12 protein-coding genes, 1 pseudogene, 1 CRISPR repeat array and 1 riboswitch are annotated in these 15,776 nt (G+C 34.4%); of the genes and pseudogenes, 9 read left to right on the top strand and 4 right to left on the bottom strand.

What is annotated here, in order from left to right; genetic code table 11:
- Positions 1-614: 614 nt before the first annotated feature.
- A CRISPR array of direct repeats spans positions 615-887; the repeat unit is 28 nt; unit sequence GTGTTCCCTGTATACACAGGGATAAACC.
- Positions 888-1,345: 458 nt separating this feature from the next.
- Complete coding sequence (gene pssA, locus ACGH46_RS10655; protein WP_267350672.1) at positions 1,346-2,701, bottom strand: CDP-diacylglycerol--serine O-phosphatidyltransferase; 1,356 nt, start codon at positions 2,699-2,701, stop codon at positions 1,346-1,348.
- Positions 2,702-2,843: 142 nt separating this feature from the next.
- Positions 2,844-3,896, bottom strand: a complete 1,053-nt coding sequence (ydiK, locus tag ACGH46_RS10650) for an AI-2E family transporter YdiK (RefSeq protein ID WP_411605592.1) — start codon at positions 3,894-3,896, stop codon at positions 2,844-2,846.
- A 104-nt stretch (positions 3,897-4,000) separates the two neighbouring features.
- Here ydiK and eco point away from each other — a divergent pair, with 104 nt between their 5' ends.
- The 8 genes and pseudogenes from eco to ACGH46_RS10610 all read left to right on the top strand — a co-directional run bounded on the left by eco (position 4,001) and on the right by ACGH46_RS10610 (position 11,614).
- Positions 4,001-4,495 (top strand): serine protease inhibitor ecotin, encoded by a 495-nt coding sequence (gene eco / locus ACGH46_RS10645; protein WP_065559441.1) that lies wholly within the window; start codon positions 4,001-4,003, stop codon positions 4,493-4,495.
- 328 nt (positions 4,496-4,823) lie between these two features.
- Positions 4,824-5,933, top strand: coding sequence for an extracellular solute-binding protein (locus ACGH46_RS10640; RefSeq protein ID WP_411605594.1), 1,110 nt, complete (start codon positions 4,824-4,826; stop codon positions 5,931-5,933).
- Positions 5,934-6,081: 148 nt separating this feature from the next.
- Positions 6,082-7,176, top strand: coding sequence for a putrescine ABC transporter ATP-binding subunit PotG (gene potG, locus ACGH46_RS10635; RefSeq protein WP_065559507.1), 1,095 nt, complete (start codon positions 6,082-6,084; stop codon positions 7,174-7,176).
- A 321-nt stretch (positions 7,177-7,497) separates the two neighbouring features.
- Positions 7,498-8,367 (top strand): annotated as a pseudogene (gene potH / locus ACGH46_RS10630) (putrescine ABC transporter permease PotH); the annotation flags it as partial.
- 243 nt (positions 8,368-8,610) lie between these two features.
- Positions 8,611-9,369, top strand: coding sequence for an ABC transporter permease subunit (locus ACGH46_RS10625; RefSeq protein ID WP_411590935.1), 759 nt, complete (start codon positions 8,611-8,613; stop codon positions 9,367-9,369).
- 108 nt (positions 9,370-9,477) lie between these two features.
- A riboswitch (FMN riboswitch) is annotated at positions 9,478-9,693 on the top strand.
- A 207-nt stretch (positions 9,694-9,900) separates the two neighbouring features.
- Positions 9,901-10,539, top strand: coding sequence for a 3,4-dihydroxy-2-butanone-4-phosphate synthase (gene ribB / locus ACGH46_RS10620; RefSeq protein WP_267350682.1), 639 nt, complete (start codon positions 9,901-9,903; stop codon positions 10,537-10,539).
- A gap of 407 nt (positions 10,540-10,946) precedes the next feature.
- Positions 10,947-11,270, top strand: coding sequence for a DMT family transporter (locus ACGH46_RS10615; protein ID WP_267350683.1), 324 nt, complete (start codon positions 10,947-10,949; stop codon positions 11,268-11,270).
- Positions 11,271-11,299: 29 nt separating this feature from the next.
- Positions 11,300-11,614, top strand: coding sequence for a DMT family transporter (locus tag ACGH46_RS10610; protein WP_411605589.1), 315 nt, complete (start codon positions 11,300-11,302; stop codon positions 11,612-11,614).
- Positions 11,615-11,934: 320 nt separating this feature from the next.
- Here ACGH46_RS10610 and ACGH46_RS10605 read toward each other — a convergent pair whose 3' ends face one another.
- The gene (locus tag ACGH46_RS10605; protein WP_065559446.1) at positions 11,935-12,537 is read right to left on the bottom strand and encodes a peroxiredoxin C; all 603 of its coding nucleotides are present in this window, start codon (positions 12,535-12,537) and stop codon (positions 11,935-11,937) included.
- A gap of 116 nt (positions 12,538-12,653) precedes the next feature.
- A complete protein-coding gene (gene srmB, locus ACGH46_RS10600) occupies positions 12,654-13,976 on the bottom strand; it encodes an ATP-dependent RNA helicase SrmB (RefSeq protein ID WP_411605588.1) in 1,323 nt (440 codons plus the stop codon).
- A 457-nt stretch (positions 13,977-14,433) separates the two neighbouring features.
- On the opposite strand from srmB, the gene trmA reads away from it, so the two are divergent.
- Entirely contained in the window at positions 14,434-15,534 is a 1,101-nt protein-coding gene (gene trmA / locus ACGH46_RS10595; RefSeq protein WP_411605586.1) for a tRNA (uridine(54)-C5)-methyltransferase TrmA, read from the top strand.
- The last annotated feature ends 242 nt before the right edge of the window (positions 15,535-15,776 follow it).

The following is a 15,776-nucleotide window of genomic DNA, read 5'->3' as shown; positions in this document are numbered from 1 at the left end:
TGGAAATGATTACCCGTTATTTTTTTAATCTCAACAAACAAATTCTAATTATAAATCATTAATCAAATGGTATTGCATAAGCAATAACCGATAAGATTTAGAATAATGAGTTTATTTCTGGCTCTTTGAATCTAGGTATAATTTCTTTATATTCGGTTTAATCATCAATTGTTAATTTTTAAACGATTGAAAATATAGCGACCGTGTATTTAGTTGCTAAAGTACAACCCCTTCATCCGTAAAATTATTGAACATACTTTTAAACACTAACTGATTATTTATCGCTTAGATTTGCTAAGTGAATTAATGGGATAGCCCATTAGTTAAGTAAAAATAAGGCGAGGGCACAAAAGGAAGATGATACATGGCAATTAGTCATGACCAATTAATGAAACAAGACAAGTCAGGCTGTAGGCAAAAATAGGCTGGTACGCAAGAAAGTTGTAAAAAGATGAAATGCCTAAAATAGCATTTGGAAAGTAACTAACTATATGATAAATAATAAATTATATTTTAGAAGGCTAACAAAGCAGATCGCCTAAAAAAACAACAAAAAAGTTGGTAGAATTTTACACTTTGCTATTTTAATTAATAAACAATAGGTTATAATTAGGGTGTTCCCTGTATACACAGGGATAAACCGCAATCCAGCGGCAAGTGGCTGTTTGAAAAATAGTGTTCCCTGTATACACAGGGATAAACCGCGGTTTTGGATACAATTCTTGATTATTAGCACGTGTTCCCTGTATACACAGGGATAAACCATCGAAACACGTAGTTAGTTTTAGTGGCGGACGCGTGTTCTCTGTATACACAGGGATAAACCGTATGTACCCAATGTTTATTTAGCTAAATGCACGTGTTCCCTGTATGCACAAGGATAAACCATTTTACGAAAATAAGTTATACAAGATAGACTAGCATTAACTGTTAGAGCTGGTATTGCTTGGATTGGACTTGGTGATGTTGTCGGTTTTTTTTTTTTATATTAATGGTCAGCCTGTAGATACTGTGATGAATGATTGTGTTATTGTTTAATTATTGAAAAATCAAGCAATATTCTTTGTATAATTGCTATGCTTCTAAAAATACTAAGATAACAGCCGTTTAGACGCATTGTGCTTAGAACGATTGATATTTTTGCAATTAGTGCTTCAAATGGCCGAACGGTTTTAAGTTTGCAAAAAAATAGCCCTGAATAAATATTATTTCGTTAAATTTTTAAAGCTATAGAGATGAAATTTGACTAAGAACAGTTGTTACTATCTTTAATAACTAGTCAATTTTATTCTCTATAGCTTATTTTAGTTGACGATTTACTCACAGCCTATCATTTATTTTCGTTTTATAATAAGCGTTTTATGATCCGATCAACACGTATGCGAGTTAATCTTTTAATTAACTTATGTACGTGAGGTGGGTAAAACTGGCTGGCTTGAATTTGTTGAAAATGTGTCACCAATGTGGTTTTTTCTCTGATTGTATCAAGTTCTTTATCAAACTGATCTTGCAATTCTTGTTTAGGATCATGAATTAAAATACCATTTTCAAGATCTAATCGCCATGCCCTTGGGTTAAGATTATTACCCGTAATTAATACCCATTTTTTATCGACCCAAATACCTTTAAGATGATAAGTTTGTTCGCCATCTTTCCATAATCGAATAATGAGTTGTTCTTTATCAATAAAAGGTTGCAGTCGTTCGATAAATTTTCTTAAGTTAATTTCATATAAATAAGGTAACCCACCTGAAATATTGAAAGGTTTATCTTCTGGAATATAGAAATCATTGGCGATTTTGTCACCGATTATAATTTCTACTTGTTTACCTTTGCGCAACAAGCGAATAATGTCACGTACTAAAATATTAGGTAAGTTGAAATAAGGGGTACAAAAGATAATTTTTTGCTGAGTAACATTAATTAGGTGATGTATCGTTCTATTTAATGAGTTATTACGGCCTAAACCTGAAATAGGGGATACTGAAAGGGATTGATTATCGGCATCACCCGTATAATGATATTTTGCATTCATTAAATGTTGACGAAGGGCTTTAATCTCAGCTTTTAGTTGTTTTCTGGTTTTATGGTTTTCACCATCCAGCCGTTGTAATCCGCTAAAAGGTAAAAAATTGTCATTAATATAGTTCACCATACTATCGGCGAGTACTTTATTGGTAATAAAGTGGTAGCGGTCGTAGCGATATTTATCCAGCTTATGTAAATAGACGTTATTTATACTTGCACCGCTATAAATCACGGTATCATCGATAATAAACCCTTTAAGGTGAAGAACGCCCAGCACTTCACGGCGATTAACAGGCACACCATAAATAGGAATATCAACTTGAGGATTTTCTTGTTTTAATTGGTAATAATATTTTGCATTAGTTTGACTTTTGTCTTCACCAATCCTACCGCGTTGTGCTCGATGCCAATCGACAAAGATTTTTATATCTAAATTGGGATTTTGTTGCTTAACATTATATAATTCTTTAAGAAATTCTTTTCCTGCTTCATCTTGCTCTAAATATAACGCAACAATATAGATGCGTTCCTTGGCATGTTTAATTGCATCAAGCAAAGCAAGCCGATAGTCTGTAGGATTATATATAATACGGTATTGATCGGCATGTTGAGAAATTTTTGCTAATTCATCAAGCTGTTTTTGGTGATTATATTTTATAAATGGTATTCGCATGATTTCTATATCATTTTAACTGACGCATATCGTTGAGTAATACGAATTATATCAGAAAATAATTCTCCTTTTTATACAACATTTGTTAATGTATTTAGTCACAACGTTATAAAATCTTATTTTCGGGATGATAATAAATTGTTTAAGATTGTTCATCAACCCATGTCTGAATAATTTTATAGGTTAAGGCTAATACGACTGGCCCGATGAATAATCCCATAATACCAAATCCGAGTAATCCACCAATAACACCAAATAGAATAAGTAAAAAAGGTAAATCAGCGCCTTTTTTGATTAAATAAGCACGCATAACACTATCAAGTGTCGTCAGTATTATTGCGACGACAATTAAGATAATACCTGAAGCCGTATGACCACTCCAAAATTGCCAAATAATACAACCAAGCATGACGACAACTGGCCCAATTTGGGCAACACAACAAATAAATAGTACTAAAGTTAATAGACCCGCTAACGGCATATTCGTTAACACAAAGCTTAAACCACCAATTAAAGCTAAAGTAATGGCGGTTACCACTACGCCTAATGCGACTGCACGAATTGATTGGCCTGCTAAGGTGACGGTTGTTTCGCCATATTGTTTAGAGAGTCGATTAGCAAATACATAAACATATTTGGTAATACTTTCACCTTTTAAGAAAAGTAACAGGCTAAAAATAATCATGACACCAGCATGGAAAATGAAAATACCTAAATTAGTTACTTGCTCGATCAACCACTTAATCATAGTGCCAATATAGGGTTGAACATTGCTCATTAAATCTGAACCATCGGTTTTGATCAGCTCTAACCATTTTTGATGTAATTCCTCACCAAACATTGGAATACTATTTAGCCAATCAAGAGTGGGTAACTCGTGATGAGATAGTGATTTTGCCCATTCAATCAGATAGTGTCCATTTTGTGCTACACTACTAATAATGAGAAGAAAAGGAATGACACAAACAAAGGCTAAAATTAATGCCATAACCAACAAAGATAACCAGCGTTTATGGAAAAGTTTGTTTTGAATTTTAATCATAAGTGGCCAAGTTGCAATCACGACCATGACCGCCCAGAAGAATCCAAACAAAAAAGGTTCAACAATCCGATAAGTAATGATGATAAATAATCCAATTAATAGCAGATTAAGAATTAATTTTAATAAATCATTAGTATTTTTTTCTTTAGGCATTTTATAACCATAGTAAATAGTAAATATAATGCTATTATACGCATTATCATTTAAAAAGCATATCATGCAATATTAATGAACCTATTTTTACAGGAGACAAAAAAATGAAAAAAATAATATTGGTAGCCTTAATGGGCGTATCTTTATTTGCTTGTGCTGAAAAAACTAAATTGCCAGAAACAGTGCAAAATGTGAATGACATTGCACCTTATCCTGAAGCGAAAGCTGGTTACACCCGTTTTGCAATAAATCTACCTGCATTGCCTGATGAGAATAATGCTCGTATTGAATTACTAATTGGCAAAGAAATGAATGTTGATTGTAATTCTCAACGTTTGGCAGGGACAGTTAAAGAGGAAGAATTAAAAGGTTGGGGTTATTCTTATTATGTTGTAGAAGCCGGTAACGGTGTTCTATCAACCATGATGGCTTGCCCGGCAGGTTCTAATAAAAATCAGTTTGTTACTCTTCATCATAATTTGGGTTGGTTAGACTATAATAGTCGCTTACCAATTGTCATTTATGCACCAAATGATTTCCAAATTAAGTATCGTGTTTGGCAACCTGATGCCAAAATTCTACCAGCCAAAGCTGAATAAAATTGGAAAGGACGCTATTGGCGTTATCTATTTTTAGTATCGTTAAAAAGGGTTGAGTGAACAAAATATCGTCACTCAATCTCAAATCTTAAGTTATTTTACATTTTATGTAGACTTCTTTGAAAAAAAAGGTATTTTATGCCACGTAATGCTAAGCTAACCATTTATTTTTATCAATATAATAATAAATAATTTGCTTGCTTACCTCGGTTTCGCCAGGCTATGTTTTTTAACAGGTTTTTGGTAAAATTTGGGGGTCCATTGTTTTGATTCAGTGGGCTTGTGTTTAACATGTAATATCCCTATTACTAGAGGAGAAGTGGTGAGCATGTTTACTCAACGTAAAACAATTCTTTCAATTCTTGCTGGTGTCACACTAGCGTTATCTCAATCTGCTATTGCTAAAGAGCGTGTCGTACATTTTTATAATTGGGCAGGTCAAATTGGTCATGAAACCATTAATGATTTTGAAAAATCAACAGGTATTAAACTTGTTTATGATGTTTATGACTCTAATGAAGCACTTGAAGGAAAACTCATGGCGGGGCATTCCGGCTTTGATGTTGTTTCACCTTCTGATAGCTTTTTAGCAAGACAGATTAAGTCAGGTATTTATCTTCCATTAGATAAAAGTAAATTACCGAATTGGAAAAATCTTGATCCTAACTTAATGAAACTAATGGCGACCCATGACCCAGATAATACTTATGCTATTCCTTATGTCTGGATGACAACGGGTATCGGTTATAATATCGATAAAGTCAAAGAGCGTTTAGGTGAAGATGCCCCAGTTAATAGTTGGGATTTAGTCTTTAAACCTGAAAACATGGAAAAACTTAAAGATTGTGGTGTTGCATTTTTAGATGCGCCTACTGAAATTTTTGCCAGTGCGTTACAATATTTAGGTAAAGATCCTAATAGCACTGATGCCAAAGATTATACTGGTGCGGCTTATGATCTTTTAGCAAAAGTAAGACCGAATATTCGTTATTTTCATTCATCTCAATATATAACCGACCTTGCTAATGGTGACATTTGTGTCATTTTAGGTTGGTCTGGCGATATTTTGCAAGCACGAGATCGCGCAAATGAGGCTAAAAATGGTGTCCATATTGGTTATCAAATACCTAAAGAAGGGGCGTTAGTCTTTTTTGATACTTTTGCGATTCCAAAAGATGCGGCTAATGTTGATGAAGCCCATGAATTTTTAAACTTTATCATGAAGCCAGAAATCGCTGCACAAGTGACGAATGATGTTAATTTTGCGAGTGCCAATAAAGTCGCAAATGACAATTTTGTTAAACCGGAAATTAAAAACGATCCTGCGGTTTATCCATCACCTGAAGTCATGGAAAAATTGTTTACATTAAAAGTTAAAGAACCTAAACTTGAACGCGTGATTACTCGTACGTGGACAAAACTTAAAACTGGTCGATAAAGTTTTAACAAATAATTGATTATTAAGTGTTATTTATTATAGACGGAGAGATTGATTTAATCTTTCCGTTTCGTTTTTTATGGCTTGTTGTTATGAGGAAAAAAGAGTGAATAATAAAACAACAATTCAGGTTCAGCCTAAAAAAAAGATGGTTACGCCATTATTGGAGATCAAAAATTTAACCAAAGTGTTTAATGATGATTATTATGCTGTTGATGATATTAATCTCACTATCTACACCGGTGAAATTTTCGCTTTGCTTGGTGCTTCAGGTAGTGGTAAATCGACCCTATTACGAATGTTAGCAGGATTTGAACAACCAACATCTGGGCAAATTATTTTAGATGGTAAAGATTTGTCGCAAGTTCCGCCTTATAATCGTCCAATCAATATGATGTTTCAATCGTATGCTCTCTTTCCTCACATGACGGTTGAGCAAAATATTGCTTTTGGTTTAAAGCAAGATAGATTAGACAATAAAGAGATCAAACACCGTGTTGAAGAAATGCTTGCGCTTGTGCATATGGAACAATTTGGAAAACGTAAGCCACATCAATTATCTGGTGGTCAAAGACAACGCGTAGCGTTAGCACGTAGTTTAGCAAAACGTCCAAAATTATTGCTTCTTGACGAACCGATGGGAGCGTTAGATAAGCAACTGCGTGATCGTATGCAACTTGAAGTTGTCAGTATTTTAGAACAAGTAGGGGCAACTTGTGTTATGGTTACCCATGATCAAGAAGAAGCCATGACCATGGCTGGTCGTATTGCCATTATGAATAAAGGTCAATTTGTTCAAATTGGTGAGCCTGAAGAAATTTATGAACATCCAAACAGTCGTTATAGTGCTGAGTTTATTGGATCGGTAAATGTGTTTGATGGCATTTTACAAGAAACACTTGAAGACGGATTGATTATTAGCTGTCCAATGATAAAACATCCAATAAAAGTTGATTACGATTCACCAGCGGTTGAAGGTGTGCCAATTCAAGTTGCGCTTCGACCGGAAAAAATCAAATTATGTGACGACATTCCAGAAGACGGTTATAACGTTGCAACAGGTGAAGTAGTTGAAATTGCCTATTTAGGTGATTTATCAATATATCATGTTAAGTTATCAAGTGGGCAAATTATCATTGCACAACTACAAAATGAGCACCGTTATCGAAAAGGAATGCCTACTTGGGGAGATATAGTTAACCTAAGTTGGGAAGTTGATAGCTGTGTGGTACTTACCGAATAAACAAAAGAGGATATAACGATGCGTTCCATTTTTTGGAGTGTAGTATTAAATGCATTTGTCTTGCTCTGTGTTTATTGGCGTTTTGTCACCACAGATGCATTTGATAACTTATTTTTAGATGCGCTATTTACTGCATTAGTATTAAGTTTTTTAATGTCATGTTTTGGTTTGTTTTTAGCAAATTACAAGCCTTCTAGACTTGCTTATCGAATGATTATTGCTGGCAGTATTCTATTTATACCTGCTGGTTTAGTTGCTATTTATTTTGCAATTAAGAAAATTAAAAAACAGCCTGATGATACAGATTTGATGACGCTTTATGGTCGTTTAACAGTCATTGCTATTCCATATTTATGGATGCTGCTACTGTTTTTATTACCATTTTTAATTGTTTTTAGAATCAGTTTTTCCGAAATAGCATCCGCTGTTCCGCCGTATACGGATTTATTTAGCTTTGACGATGGATTGCTCAATATAACCTTAAATTTTGGTAATTATCTCAATTTATTGAGTGATACCATCTATTTTGATTCTTATTTGCAATCATTAAAAATTGCGGCTATATCAACTTTATTATGTATTTTAATTGGTTACCCACTAGCTTGGGCTATTTCGCAATGTAAACCGTCAACGCGAAATATTTTGCTTTTACTGATTATTTTACCGTCATGGACATCCTTTTTGATTCGTGTTTATGCGTGGATAGGTATTTTAAATCCTAATGGGCTTTTAAATCATTTTTTAATGTGGTTAGGCGTTATCGATCAGCCGTTAATCATTATGAAAACCTATTCCGCTGTGTATATAGGAATTGTGTATTCTTATTTGCCTTTTGTCGTTTTACCGATTTATACATCGTTAATCAAAGTTGATTCAACGCTAATTGAAGCGTCGTTAGATTTAGGCTGTAAACCGATTAAAACATTCTTTCAAATCATTGTACCATTGACAAAAAATGGAGTAATTGCAGGGGGAATGTTAGTGTTTATTCCTGCCGTTGGTGAATATGTTATTCCTGAATTATTGGGGCCGTCAGAAGGAATCATGATAGGTACTCAGTTATGGACAGAATTCTTTAATAATCATGATTGGCCTGCCGCTTCAGCGGTTGCATCGGTGATGTTGTTAATATTGATTGTGCCGATTTATTATTTCAACAAATTCCAAAATCGACAAATGGGAGGTAAATAGATGAACAATTTACCAATTATCCTACGTTCAGCTTTGATTGTCTTTGTGTCATTGTTGATCGGTTCAATTATATTAACGCTTTTAATTTCATCATCGGGATTTGAACTTATTACAAATGGCAGTGTTTACGTGGGCTGTTTTGTTTTTAGCCTGATTGCCACGCTAATTATTACATTAGCGTTAGCTTGCCGATGTTTAAAAGGGCTTATATTATTGGCGGTATTCTCTTTTTTATATATCCCAATGATTATTTTGATTGTTTATTCATTTAATAGTTCACGTTTGGTGACTGTTTGGGCAGAATTTTCAACCAAATGGTACGTTGAATTGATTCATAATCAAACTTTACTCAAGGCGGTTGGTTTAAGTTTAACTATCGCAGCTTGTGCAGCAACATTTGCGATTGTACTTGGTACTTTAGCTGCTTTTGCCATTATCCGTTTTAGGCGTTTTCGTGGGTCAAATCTGTTTTCTTTTATGACAACAGCACCTTTGGTTATGCCTGATGTAATAACGGGTTTAGCTTTGCTATTGCTCTTTGTAGGAATGGGGCAGGTACTGGGTTGGCCAAAAGATCGGGGGGCGATCACGATTTGGATGGCTCATACTACATTTTGTACAGCTTATGTCACCGTCGTTATTAGCGCACGGTTACGAGAGTTGGATAAATCCATTGAAGAAGCTGCATTAGATTTAGGCGCAAATCCATTAAAAGTCTTTTTCGTGATTACTTTACCAATGATTGCGCCGGCATTAGTGTCAGGGTGGTTGCTTGCATTCACATTATCACTTGACGATGTGGTTATTGCTAATTTTGTGACCGGGCCAGGTGCGATGACATTACCTAAACTGATCTTCTCCAAAGTTCGCTTAGGTGTGGATCCTCAAGTTAATGCACTTGCCACAATTATTTTGTTAATTGTTGGCATTATTGGATTTATTTCGTGGTTATGGATGCGTAAATCTGAACGTCGTCGATTGCGTGAAACTCGCATGCATTAAATCTTTTTAAAACTTAATATTGCCGCACAATGCGGCAATATTTTCCTTTCAAAATATCCGTGTCTTTTTACTAGATTTGTATTATAGTGTTGAGAGTTAGTTTACTAACAAAATTCTCAGGGCGGGGTGCAAGTCCCCACCGGTGGTATAGCCCACGAGCGCTTAATATTTTAGTCAGTCAATATTTCAAATAGCTAAAATTAATTTCATTGTTGTGCGAAATGATTTGAAGTGAATTTGAAGATGATTAATAGGTATTAAGGTCTAGCAGATTTGGTGAAATTCCAAAGCCGACAGTGAAAGTCTGGATAAAAGAGAGTTGCTTATCTTTTCTTAATTTGCTATTAGTTGCATAGTTTACTTTTTAGCAATATCACTATGGTCAAGCACAGCCCTGATTCTGGTATTAAGTTTATTTTTAATTAAATTAGCTTGGCAATGCATAAAATACGATTGATGAGTATTAATTTGGAATACCAAGATAATTTAGAAAAATAATAAATATATTAAAAAAGGACCTAGGTATTTACCATGAATCAGTTTAATTTAAATGAATTTGGAACCCCATCAGAACGTGTCAAAAAAGCGATTGCATCGATTCAAGCAGGGCAAGGCGTGTTAGTTTTAGATGATGAAGATCGGGAAAATGAAGGTGATATTATTTGGGCAGCGCAAACCATAACGACAGAACAAATGGCACTGACAATTCGTTATGGAAGTGGAATCGTTTGCTTATGTATGCCAAAAGAACAATGTGAAAAATTGAATCTTCCCATGATGGTGGCAAACAATACCAGTAAAAATCATACTGCCTTTACTATTTCAATTGAAGCGGCAAAGGGTGTGTCAACTGGCGTATCAGCGGCAGATCGCGTTACCACGATTAAAGCTGCCGTAGCCGATGAAGCTAAACCCAGTGACTTAAATCATCCTGGTCATGTTTTTCCACTGGTAGCAAAAGAAGGCGGAGTACTTGCTCGTCGAGGACACACTGAAGCATCGGTTGATTTGGTCAAGCTAGCTGGATTGAAACCTGCCGCTGTGATTTGCGAATTAACGAATGATGATGGTTCAATGGCAAGAGCGCCCCAAGTGGTTGAGTTCGCTAAAAAGCATCAATTGCCTGTCGTGACAATAGAAGATATAGCAAACTATTTACAGTCTTTATAATCATTACGTTAGAAGTTTACTTCCTTTTATATAGGGAAGTAAATTTACGTGTAATTGTGTACTTAAACATTTATTCATATCTGTTTAAACCGTTTCAATCAACTTATCTTCAATTTTTTAATGAAACACTGAAATATAGCGAATAATCAGGGTTAGCCTTGCCAATTTTGTATCTTCATTATAGAATTGAATAAGAATAAGCTAAGTAAACTAGTAATGATATATCAAAATGTTTTAGTGCGACTTAAGTTAGTTTAATCTTAAACCACGTAGTTTTTCTGCATTAACATGTTGATCTTTCGGTGGCAAACCTTCATGTTTGCGAACCATCTTATTTTTCAACGATATAAACATCGGTAGAAAAAGCAAAATCAAGCAATAAGTAAAATGATAGCAGTGAGGTAGCTATGTTTAGCATTAATAAAGAGTGGGGATTTGTTATATTGACCTGCTTTTTTGAATTATGTTGGATTTTAGGATTTAGTGTTGCAACGGAGTATTGGCATTGGATGATTATTATCACATTAATTATTGTCGATTTTACATTTTTAACTAATGCCTGTAAGACCATTCCAACAGGCACTGTTTATGCCATATTTTCCGGCGTTGGTGCCGTTGGGGCAACGATTATTGATATGGTGCTTTTTGGTAAAGAAATCAAAATGATGCAACTCTTTTTTGTAGCATTAATCATAATTGGCGTTGTGCAACTTAAACGTACAGATAGTTAATCGACAAAGATCAGATTGAGGATTTTATTATGGGATGGCTTTTAATATTAACAGCATCATTTTTTGAAGTGATAGGGGCAATAGGATTGAAGCTCTATGCTGAACAAAAAAAAATAATAAGATTAGTTTTATATTGGGGCGGATTTTCTGTTTCTTTTGTTCTTTTTTATTTCTCCCTTCATTATCTTGAACTGAGTATTGTTTACCCTGTATGGGTTGGACTTGGCACATCCGGAGCAGTATTTGCCAATATGTTTTTATTCAATGAGCCTAAAAATTTACCGCGTTTATTGGGATTGGTCATTATTATTGTTGGCGTGGTTGGACTGCATATGACAATGTAAAACGAAGTGTTAAATTATTTTCCATTATTGTTTTTAATCGTTCGCAAACTATTTTCAACTGGATAACTCAATTTGATAAAGTATTTTTATTGATAAAAGATCCGTTTCAAGTCACAGAATTTATCTAAATAGACATTCATTTCAATCTTTTCATCTTCTAGTTAATGTACACAAAACTATTGAATGAATTTATTCAAAGTAAAAAGGGAATTAAGAAAACAATTAAGAATAAAAAAAACCGGAGAACATCTCCGGTTTAACAAAGTAACTTGAATTGAAAGTTAATCTTTTCAATAAGTTATTCAGTATAGAGTAGAATATTAAAGTTCGTTAGCGTGTTGTTTTAAGTAGCTTGCAACACCATTAGGATTGCCTTGCATACCTTGTTTACCTTTAGTCCATTGTGCAGGGCAAACTTCACCGTGTTCTTCATGGAATTGGAAAGCATCAACAATACGGATCATTTCATCAATATTACGCCCTATAGGTAAATCATTGATAGTCTCGTGACGAACAATTCCATTTTTATCAATAAAGAATGATGCACGAAGCGCTACACCTGCTTCAGGATGTTCAACACCATAAGCTTGCATAATAGTGTGCTTGATATCGGCAACAATTGGGAATTTAACTTCGCCAATTCCACCTTTATCTTGCGGAGTGTTTCGCCATGCGTTATGAACATATTCTGAGTCCATTGAAACACCAATAACTTCAACACCACGTTTTTTGAATTCTTCAAGACGATGATCGAAAGCAATAATTTCTGATGGACAAACAAAAGTAAAATCCATTGGCCAAAAGAATACTACGGCATATTTACCTTGAATATGCTGAGCTAAATTAAAGTTATTTACAATTTCACCAGAACCTAAAACTGCTGATGAAGTAAAATCAGGTGCTTTTCGCGTGACTAATGTCATGTGTTTCTCCTTGTATAAAACCAAAAATATTGTAAACCTTGATGGAATGTATTATAGCAACTGATAAAAATTGTCCAAGTTGTTATTAACAATCGCTTTCATAAGCTCTGACTATGTCAAACTTTTGAATTAGTCGATTCGCTCAATTTGTGTTTGGGTTTACCTTTATTTTTGGTGTCACGTAAACGGACTTTAACTTTTTTCTTTGCTGTGTCATCCTGTTTTTTTGCACCACGCTTCAATTTTGATTTATTTGACGGTTTTTTCTTGCTAGTCGGTTTTGGTGCTTTAGTTTTAGGACGTAATCCTTCAATCGTTCTCAATTTTATGGGTTCTTGAATATAGCGTTCAATTTTCAGTAATAGATCATTGTCATGCGCTTCAACTAACATGATAGCCGTACCTTTTTTACCTGCTCTTGCTGTACGACCAATACGGTGTAGATAAACATCTGCTGTTTTTGGCGCATCAAAATTGATCACGTGCGTAACATCATCAATATCGATTCCCCGAGCAGCCACATCAGTAGCCACTAAGACGTTTACGGTGTTGTTACTGATTCTTTTTATTGCTTCATTGCGTTTTGCTTGTACCATTTCGCCTTCTAAATAACAACTTTTTATACCTGCTTGATGTAACCAAGTTACCAGTTCGTGTACCCGTTCACGTTTTCGAACAAATACAATTGTTTTTTGAAATTCATCTTGCTTGAGAAGATGGGTTAATAAAGCAACTTTATGATTGAGATCATCAGCACGATAATAAAATTGGATGATTTTTTTACGCTCTTTACGGGACGGAGTCGCATTAATTTCAACAGGCTGATCGAGAATTCGACTGGCAAAATTGAATAAACCTTCACCTTCCAGTGTCGCTGAAAAAAGTAAGGTTTGTTTGCGCCAACGGGTTTCGGCAGAAATTGTTTCCACATCTTGTGAAAAGCCCATGTCTAACATGCGATCGGCTTCATCTAATATCAACATTTCCACCGCTCGGCAGTCGAAGTTTTCTTCTTTAATATACTGCAATAGTCGTCCGGTCGTGGCAATGACAATGTCTTGGTTTTTACTAAATACTTCTGCATGATTCATATAAGCGACACCACCAGTAATTGTCGCAATACTCAGATGCGTTGATTGCGTTAAGTTTTTTGCCTGTTCTGCAATTTGCATTGCAAGCTCACGCGTTGGCGTTAAAATTAAAATTCTTGGTGGCCCCGGTTTTCGACGCGGAAAGTCTAAAAGATGTTGTACCGCTGGGATTAAAAAAGCAAGTGTTTTACCGGTACCAGTTGGTGCCGATCCTAAGATATCTTTGCCATCTAAAGCTACAGGGATCGTTTGTGCTTGAATTACGGTAGGGGTAATAATATTTTGGGCTTTAAGATTGTTAATTAATACATCATCTATTTGTAAATCGGAAAAAGTTTGCGTTGTCATAATGACCTTTATAACGAGAAATTTAAAACACATTATAACGGCAATCAATATAACTACAATATTATCACACCAATGATTGTCTATGGTGATACCAACATTTCAACCAAATGAAAGCTTAATGCGCTAATTTTAGTAAATCCCCAGATAATTAATGTCAATGAATGAAAATAACTTATTTAAGTGAATGTAATATTCATTAAGAAAAAACGTCAATTCTGACCAACTGCATAAATTGAATTTCATGATGCAAATTTGATGACAAGTGACTTAAAGTTAACGTTGGGTGGTATCAGGCTTACCATTGATAGTGGTTTATGATAACATAGATAAAATAATGGGGCTAAAATCTTTGTGATATACTAAGCAAAAATCAATTTTTATATCTCTGTTTAGTCTATAGCATTAAATCAAATTGACTAATTTTTTATAACCACTTTTTAATAATCTGATAATTAAAATGGCAGAATGTTTCTCTAACGAAAAATATCAACAACAGCTTGAAAATAAAGTCACGAATTTAAAAGCGCTTTTATCACATTTTTCACTACCTGATTTAACCGTTTATTCGTCTCCAATCAGTCATTATCGTATGCGTGCAGAATTTAGAATATGGCATGATAAAGATGACCTTTATCATATCATGTACGATAAAAATACAAAAAAGCGAATAAAAGTAGAAACTTTCCCGATTGCAACAGCACTTGTTAATGATGCTATGCAAAAAATTATTCCACTTTTAAAACCTAATTATTTGCTTCGCCATATGCTTTTTCAAATCGATTATTTTTCGACATTAAGTGGTGAACTGCTTATTACACTTTTATATCATAAAAAATTATCCGATGAATGGCGGGTAGAAGCTGAAAAATTAAAGCAACAGTTAGCCGAACAAGGTGTTAACTGCCATATTATCGGTCGAGCAAGTAATCAAAAAATTGTTATTGATGTTGATTATGTTGATGAAGTTTTACCAGTTATGGGTAACAATTTGATTTATCGCCAAGTTGAAAATAGTTTTACGCAGCCTAATGCAGCCGTCAATATTAAAATGCTTGAGTGGGCTACTTCGGTCACCCAAGGTTTATCCGGTGACCTGCTAGAGTTTTATTGTGGAAATGGTAATTTTTCAATTGCGTTGGCTCGAAATTTCCGAAAGGTATTAGCCACTGAAATTGCCAAAGCTTCGGTCTATTCGGCACAACATAATATTGCGGTCAATCATATTAATAATCTGATTATTGCTCGATTATCGGCTGAAGAGTTTACGTCAGCTATAAGAAAAGAACGAGAATTTAATCGATTGAAAGGAATTAATTTAGATGACTATCAGTGTGATACGGTACTTGTTGATCCTCCTCGTGCAGGATTAGACATAGAAACATTAAATAATTTAAAAAGTTATAAAACCATTATTTATATTTCTTGCAACCCTCATACATTGTGTGAAAATTTACAGCAACTGACAGAAACGCACTCGATTAAACATTTTGCTTTGTTTGATCAGTTTCCTTATACAGAACACATCGAAACAGGCGTAGTTTTGCATAAAAATAACTGAATTTGATATTCAGATTCAGTTATTTTTGTTAGAATGCCGAGATTTTAAAGTCAATCATTTATTGTTTCAGAGATTAATTCGAGCTTATCGTGATTTATAAGCAAAAAAAAACCCTAGATAAACTAGGGCTGCATTAAATTGCAAGGAATGGATGAAAGGAAATAAAACAATGAAACAATAATGTCTAGCCTCATGAATCATTGTGTGGATACTATAACAAACACATTCAAACGGATTAATGA

Origin of the sequence: Gilliamella sp. CG22 (assembly GCF_046635725.1) — a bacterium.
Lineage (GTDB): Bacteria > Pseudomonadota > Gammaproteobacteria > Enterobacterales > Orbaceae > Gilliamella > Gilliamella apicola_I.
This window is presented reverse-complemented; position numbering and strand designations above follow the sequence as displayed.

Bases quoted from the DNA above. Each gene is read 5' to 3' on its own strand.
- ACGH46_RS10615 (WP_267350683.1), top strand. From the start codon at position 10,947: ATGTTTAGCATTAATAAAGAGTGGGGATTTGTTATATTGACCTGCTTT.
- pssA (WP_267350672.1), bottom strand. From the start codon at position 2,701: ATGCGAATACCATTTATAAAATATAATCACCAAAAACAGCTTGATGAA.
- ACGH46_RS10610 (WP_411605589.1), top strand. From the start codon at position 11,300: ATGGGATGGCTTTTAATATTAACAGCATCATTTTTTGAAGTGATAGGG.
- potG (WP_065559507.1), top strand. From the start codon at position 6,082: ATGGTTACGCCATTATTGGAGATCAAAAATTTAACCAAAGTGTTTAAT.
- ribB (WP_267350682.1), top strand. From the start codon at position 9,901: ATGAATCAGTTTAATTTAAATGAATTTGGAACCCCATCAGAACGTGTC.
- ACGH46_RS10605 (WP_065559446.1), bottom strand. From the start codon at position 12,537: ATGACATTAGTCACGCGAAAAGCACCTGATTTTACTTCATCAGCAGTT.
- ACGH46_RS10640 (WP_411605594.1), top strand. From the start codon at position 4,824: ATGTTTACTCAACGTAAAACAATTCTTTCAATTCTTGCTGGTGTCACA.
- eco (WP_065559441.1), top strand. From the start codon at position 4,001: ATGAAAAAAATAATATTGGTAGCCTTAATGGGCGTATCTTTATTTGCT.
- ACGH46_RS10625 (WP_411590935.1), top strand. From the start codon at position 8,611: ATGATTATTTTGATTGTTTATTCATTTAATAGTTCACGTTTGGTGACT.
- ydiK (WP_411605592.1), bottom strand. From the start codon at position 3,896: ATGCCTAAAGAAAAAAATACTAATGATTTATTAAAATTAATTCTTAAT.
- srmB (WP_411605588.1), bottom strand. From the start codon at position 13,976: ATGACAACGCAAACTTTTTCCGATTTACAAATAGATGATGTATTAATT.
- trmA (WP_411605586.1), top strand. From the start codon at position 14,434: ATGGCAGAATGTTTCTCTAACGAAAAATATCAACAACAGCTTGAAAAT.